3 protein-coding genes and 2 pseudogenes are annotated in these 6652 nt (G+C 46.5%); 1 reads left to right on the forward strand and 4 read right to left on the reverse strand.

Annotation, left to right across the window (positions count from 1 at the left end; genetic code table 11):
- Positions 1-583: 583 nt before the first annotated feature.
- From J7438_RS24305 to J7438_RS24320, 4 genes and pseudogenes are all read right to left on the reverse strand, one after another.
- A pseudogene (locus J7438_RS24305) lies at positions 584-931 on the reverse strand (IS110 family transposase); the annotation flags it as partial.
- 367 nt (positions 932-1298) lie between these two features.
- Positions 1299-2690 carry a hypothetical protein gene (locus J7438_RS24310; protein ID WP_209278642.1) on the reverse strand — a complete coding sequence of 464 codons (1392 nt, stop codon included), beginning with the start codon at positions 2688-2690 and terminating at the stop codon, positions 1299-1301.
- A gap of 457 nt (positions 2691-3147) precedes the next feature.
- Positions 3148-3303 (reverse strand): Wadjet anti-phage system protein JetD domain-containing protein, encoded by a 156-nt coding sequence (locus J7438_RS24315; RefSeq protein WP_209278643.1) that lies wholly within the window; start codon positions 3301-3303, stop codon positions 3148-3150.
- 425 nt (positions 3304-3728) lie between these two features.
- A pseudogene (locus J7438_RS24320) lies at positions 3729-4034 on the reverse strand (transposase); the annotation flags it as partial.
- A gap of 264 nt (positions 4035-4298) precedes the next feature.
- Here J7438_RS24320 and J7438_RS24325 point away from each other — a divergent pair.
- Positions 4299-6116: a M26 family metallopeptidase gene (locus J7438_RS24325; protein ID WP_209278644.1), complete on the forward strand. Its 1818-nt coding sequence runs from the start codon at positions 4299-4301 to the stop codon at positions 6114-6116.
- Positions 6117-6652 lie beyond the last annotated feature (536 nt).

A 6652-nucleotide genomic window follows, 5' to 3' on the forward strand; every position in this document is an offset into this window, starting at 1 on the left:
GATTACCGGTTACCGAGATGGGTTACGTGGTCAGGAGCTGGCGATGAGACCACTGACTCGTATTAAAGAACTGGTTCAATGCAATTGATGGGCTCCTTCATTGACCTCCAAACGCCGTTCACCTTGAGCGGAGTATGTGACGTTTTTTTACCCTTAAAGAAAAAACATAACCCGGGGACTTTTACGTCACTGCATGGTCTTGCAAGGGCTTGTCCAGCGATTTTTATGCACAGTTCTAATGTACTGTTATGTAAAACTGGGGTCATATATGGTCCGCCCCGCTTTGCAAGGATAAGTTTTCCATCATGACTAAAGAGTAATGCTTCCACTCTCTTAATAAAGAATCCGGCCTTTGGGGTGAGGTCTCAATGCCTCTGGCCCTGATGGAATCCGCTCACTCCCACCTCCAGGTCTTCGGCCTCTACGGGCCCTGGCCCTGGTCAGGTTCAAGGGAGTGCAGGCCTTACCTTTTATGCCATCTTTGAACTTTATCCACGCAACTCGTTGCAGGCTTCTTACACTGATTAACCGCTTTTGCTTTTCTTGTCTAACGACAAATGTTTAATAGTTTGATGCCGATGCTCATGCTGGGCCGTTGCATTGCTTCACATAGCCTCAGCATCAGCAGCGTCATTCTTGTTTGACTTTGCGTAAGGCTTTACGAACTGGGGGGCCATAATACGAACGTCATAACCCAGTTCGGTAAATTTACGATACCAGTAGTGTGAACCTCCACAAGCTTCAATGCCGATAACGCATTGAGGCAAATTGGCGATAAAGGGCAAGAGTGCTTTGCGATTAAGTTTCTTTTTGATAACCACATGACCTTTGGCATCAACACCATGTTGCTGGAAACTTTTTTGCTCAGATCAATTCCGAGAAAAGCAACCAGGCCTTTTTGATTAGTTTGTGATTTGTTAATCTTGCCCATGGATGGTTCGCTCCGTTTCTTATTTTGAATGATGTCCTACCAAACTCATTCTATTTTGGCTCATTTGAAGCCGTTTTGGGAGCGGGGCGGACCATTCCATTAGGTCTTTCTTCTTGACGCAAAACCAAGGAGCCCGAAACTGGCTTAGGGCTTTCTTTTGAATGGATTCAAGATTCAAGACCCTGTGACCCTGCAACATAATGGAACATCCTGTTTTTTTCATCAGTTGGCAGTTGGCAGAAAAAGAAGGTTGCTTTCGCTTTTTCTGCCAACTGTCCACTTTCAATCAAACTATCAAGAAGCAAGACTTGACCCCGGTTTTTTGTGACCCCGGTTTTTTGACCCCGGTTTTTTTCTTTTCGGTTTTTTACCCCGGTTTGTTTAAATTGAACATTGGTTCAATAATATCAAAAAATAGAGATATACCTTCTGAAGAACTTATTACTGGTGAAGCTTGATGGTGCTGATTTCTCAGTTTTCTTTTTTCGGGGTCTTGCCTTCGCTCTCTTTCACGCTGATTTCTCAGTTTTCTTTTTTCGGGGTCTTTCCTTCGCTCTCTTTCACGCTGATTTCTCAGTTTTCTTTTTTCGGGGTCTTGCCTTCGCTCTCTTTCACGCTGATTTCTCAGTTTTCTTTTTTCGGGATCTTGCCTTCGCTCTCTTTCACGTTGATTTTTCAGCTTTCTTTTTTCGGGGTCTCGCATTATTTCACTATACCGTTCCCTAGCGTGCTGATTTTTCAGCTTTCTTTTTTCGGGGTCTTGCATTCGCTGATTTCTCAGCTTTCTTTTTTCGGGATCTTGCATTCGCTCCTTATCGCGCTGATTTCTCAGTTTTCTTTTTTCGGGATCTTGCATTATTTCACTATATCGCTCCCTGGCGCGCTGATTTTTCAGCTTTCTTTTTTCGGGGTCTTGCATTCGCTCTCTTTCGCGCTGGCTGTTCAGCTTTCTTTTTTCGGGATCTTGCATTCGTTCCCTTTTGCGCTGATTTTTGAGATTTCTTTTTTCGGGGTCTTGCATTATTTCACTATACCGCTCCCTGGCGCGCTGATTTTTCAGCTTTCTTTTTTCGGGGTCTTGCATTCGCTCTCTTTCGCGCTGGCTTTTCAGCTTTCTTTTTTCGGGGTCTTGCATTTGTTCCCTTTTGCGCTGATTTTTGAGATTTCTTTTTTCGGGCTTTTGTCTTCGCTCCATTTGGCGCTCAATAAGCAAACTATCAGCAATTTCTTCTACTGGGGTCGTTTGCTTATCACTCGCCTTTTGGTTCAGGTTTATCTGGTTCACTAAAGTCACTGGTGGTAAACCTGGTCGGTTAAACAGTACAGCAGGAAGATGAGTTAAATGATCATCTGGTCTTGAATGTCTAGTAGGTATTGGGTCATGCTCGCTAACCGGTAAGCATACCTGCTGAGTAAAGGGAGAATCTGATATTGATGATATCTCATCATCAGAATCCCAAGGTACATATTTATCAAGAACTGATTTTGGTATCTTTGAGTTTTCTGGATCGAAGTCTGATAGAGATACAATATCGTATTCATGTAAAGATTTAAAAATACCAACTTCATCCTTGTGTATATCTGATTGACTATTGTCAAGAGAAAAAGGAGAGTCCAGTGTCTCGCCAGACACGCCTTGAAGCGCTTGCTGTTGTTTTCTGACATCAAGTGGGCAGGGTTGGTTTATTAAATCTGATGTGCCGGAATAAAGACCAGAAAAAGCAATATCGAATGAAGGTAAGTTATAGATTTGATTCATTGAATTACAGAATTATTGAATTGTTGAATTATATCTTAAGACCACGCTTTCTTATAAAAGTTCCTCCCTACTGCAACCCATTCAATATTTAAGTAGTTGGCCAAATGGAATCGTATATTTCTGGCTAAGTGGACAGTTACTATGCAAGGCACAACGCAGGGAGCATAGCCGTAGCTATGTGACCGGAGTTGTAACGCCGCAGAGTGACTGTCCACTTAGTCAGAAAATATGATTTCATTTGGTTAACTACTTATGTCAATGAAGCATCTTAAGGTAGGCACTTACGGTAGACATTAAGGAGTTCATGGCATAAAACCAGTTACTTTACTCCGCTGTCATTCCGTACAGGGATTGTACGAAACCCACCTTGCAGTGAGAGCCATCTTGCCGGGTATTCACCTCCCTGTAGGATGGCAGTGGAGCGAGCCGGGAGATTTTCGCTGCTAATGCTATCACCTCAAAGGGCATCCAACAGCCAGCCATAACCAACACGCTCTTGCTCCAGACGCAGGTTTTTTCCGAAGGTGTTATCTTTCAGGGCCGCAAACACTGGTGATTCATCCGGGGCTAGCCCCGTCAGTTCACCAGTAAAACGCTTACTATCCGGTATCACAGGGTATTCAGGGAATCCGGGAACGAATGAACATGCAGAGTGTTAATACGCAGGAACCAGCCCATGAAATGAGCCAGGGAAACCAGGAGCCAGGGAAACTAGCGTCATATATGGTCCGCTCCGCTTGCAAGGATAAGTTTTCCATCATGACTAAAGAGTAATGCTTCCATTCTCTTAATAAACAGACCGGCCTTTGGGGTGAGGTCTCAATGCCTCTGGCCCTGATGGAATCCGCTCACTCCCACCTCATCAGGTCTTCGGCCTCTATGGGCCTTGCCCTGGTCAGGTTCAAGGGAGTGCAGGCCTTACCTTTTATGCCATTATTTGAACTTTATCCACACAACTCGTTGCAGGCTTCTTACACTGATCAACCGCTTTTGCTTTTCTTGTCTAACGACAATTGTTTAATATTGAAATACCTATGTTCATGCTGCTGCCTTGTACGGCTCTTTCCTGGTTAACAGAGCCCAGGCAATGCCAGCATTTTTATTGGCAACAGCCACTGCTGATATATTCTTGCCCCTGCGCTGATCAAGCTTTTTAATCCAGTTATTACGTCGATCGTCATGTTTATCGGCTACCCTGCCAACGGTTCTGCCACCGTGTATCAGCAGGGTTCGCAGGTAGGTATCGCCCCGTTTACTGATCCCCGGCAAGGTGGGTACGCCACTGGTAGACTGCTGTTTGGTTACCAGTCCAAGCCAGGCTGCCATTTCCCGGCCATTTTTAAATGCTGATATTGGCTGCGTATTCTATGCAAACTCTGGATAGTGATTAAAAAGTTTTTCGCTAATGTCCATTGGTCTTACAGTCATTCAAATATATACAACCATTCATTTATAAAAATAACACGACGGCTCCAACACGTACCATTAAATAAAAAAAATAAACCGGGAACTTTTACGACACTGCATTTTCGAATAAGAGAGTACCCGGTAATTTTTTGTGCACTCTCTAATTTACTGTTATACATTCCAACATCAAGAGTCCTGTTTATGATTCAGCAACCCACTCAGCAACCCATCATGCAGCAACCAATTTGCGACAGCGCTTCCCAATGCTCAGGGAATGGCAACGAACATTCCTGGCTCGGCCATGGCGTTGCTGTTTCTAAAGCATTTGCGAAATCATTGATTCCAACGGAAGATCCTCACCTCGGTTTCAATTCCCGCAAAGCAGTGGAAGATCTTGTGCGACTGGCCACAGCAACTATCCTGCCGTCGAGTTCCATCCTTTTCATGGTGAAAGATATGGCCAATGCCTGGACCGGGAGCGGTTTGCCCGGGCCGGATGCAAAACCGGAATTACCACAGACATCAAAAGAAATCCGGGAAGAGGCTCAGGAACAAGAACCCGGCTCGAAAGACGTACCCCTTCAACAGACATCCACGGCCCGCTATCAAGGGAGTCAGGGAACCAAAGGACTACTTGCCCTTGGCACGCTGGCCAGCTCTTTTCAGTATGCGAATTCGAAACAGATTAATGATGCAGAAACCCTGGGCAAGATTGGTCGACATTCCGACTATCCACTGGACGGTACCTATCAACAGACAGCGGATATTGTTGTCACTAATGGTCATCATCGTATTCCCGGTGCATTCTCTGGGGAGTACGATGGGCAGTGCCATACCATCAGCGGCCTGTCTGACTGTTTTGTTGACACTCTGCAAGGCAGCATCAGGAACCTTGACTTTACTGGTGCCAATATAAATCGTGCCAAAATGAATGAATGGGAGGCGACAGGGTTAGCAGCCTGTGTTGTTGATGTTACTGGCACAGTCAGTAATATCCGGGCGGAAGATGTTCGTATTGTTGTCACCCAGGGTTATCGTGCACGCGTCGGCATCGGGGGGGGGGTGGTTAAAGGAACAGTTGACAGCATCACGGCGGTGGACAGCCATGTCGCACTCTCGGGTTATCAGGCAAACGCCGCCATTGGGGGGGGGTATGTTACAGGAACGGGAACGGTTGCCAACACCATGGCGGTGAACAGCCATGTCACACTCTCGGGCAAGGGGTTGCTTACAAACGCCGGCATCGGGGGGGGGTATGTTGAAGGAACGGTTGCCAACACCACGGCGGTGAACAGCCATGTCACAACCAAGAGGCAGGAAGATTTCGCCGGCATCGGGGGTGGGGTGGTTAAAGGAACGGTTGTCAAGACCACGGCGGTGAAAAGCTCGGTCGAAACCAGTGGTAAATTTGCAAACGCCGGCATCGGGGGGGGGGAGGTTTTCGGAACGGTTGACAAAACCACGGCGGTGGACAGCCATGTCACAACCAGGGGGGAGTATGCAAACGCCGGCATCGGGGCGGGGTTGGTTAAATATGGAACTGTTGCCAACACCATGGCGGTGAACAGCAATGCCAAAACCTGGGGTAGAGGTTCAAAAGCAAATATCGGGGTGGGGTATATTGAAGGACATGCCACGGTTACCAATACCAAGGCGGTGAGCATTGGATCCATCTCCAATGATCAGCTTTTTTGCCAAAATGCAGACCCACGTGTGTTAACAGCCAATTGCTCTTCGATAACTGAATTACAGGATGCGTTGGATTTATCGTTTTGCCTGGTAAATGCCGACACAGTGTCAACAAACTCAGCAAACTCAACAAACTCAAGATCCGCTTCGTCGGTCATTAACACGGTCATTACCACAGGTGTCCTTGCAGCAGCGGGCTGGTACGCCGGATTGGGGATTGTCGGCTATTCAAGTTATCAATGGATTACCGGTTACCGAGATGGGTTACGTGGTCAGGAGCTGGCGATGAGACCACTGACTCGTATTAAAGAACTGGTTCAATGCAATTGATGGGCTCCTTCATTGACCTCCAAACGCCGTTCACCTTGATCGGAGTATGTGACGTTTTTTTACCCTTAAAGAAAAAACATAACCTGGGAACTTTTACGTCACTGCATGGCCTTGCAAGGGCTTGTCCAGCGATTTTTATGCACAGTTCTAATGTACTGTTATGTAAAACCGGGGTCATATATGGTCCGCCCCGCTTTGCAAGGATAAGTTTTCCATCATGACTAAAGAGTAATGCTTCCACTCTCTTAATAAGAGACCGGCCTTTGGGGTGAGGTCTCAATGCCCCTGGCCCTGATGGAATCCGCTCACTCCCACCTCATCAGGTCTTCGGCCTCTACGGGCCCTGGCCCCGGTCAGGTTCAAGCGAGTGCAGGCCTTACCTTTTATGCCATCATTTGAACTTTATCCGCGCAACTCGTTGCAGGCTTCTTACACTGATTAACCGCTTTTGCTTTTCTTGTCTAACGACAAATGTTTACTATTTTAGTGCCTATGTTCATGCTGCTGCCTTGTACGGCTCTTTCCTGGTTAACACA

The organism is Thalassotalea sp. G20_0, from assembly GCF_017744175.1.
Classification (GTDB): domain Bacteria; phylum Pseudomonadota; class Gammaproteobacteria; order Pseudomonadales; family Endozoicomonadaceae; genus Endozoicomonas.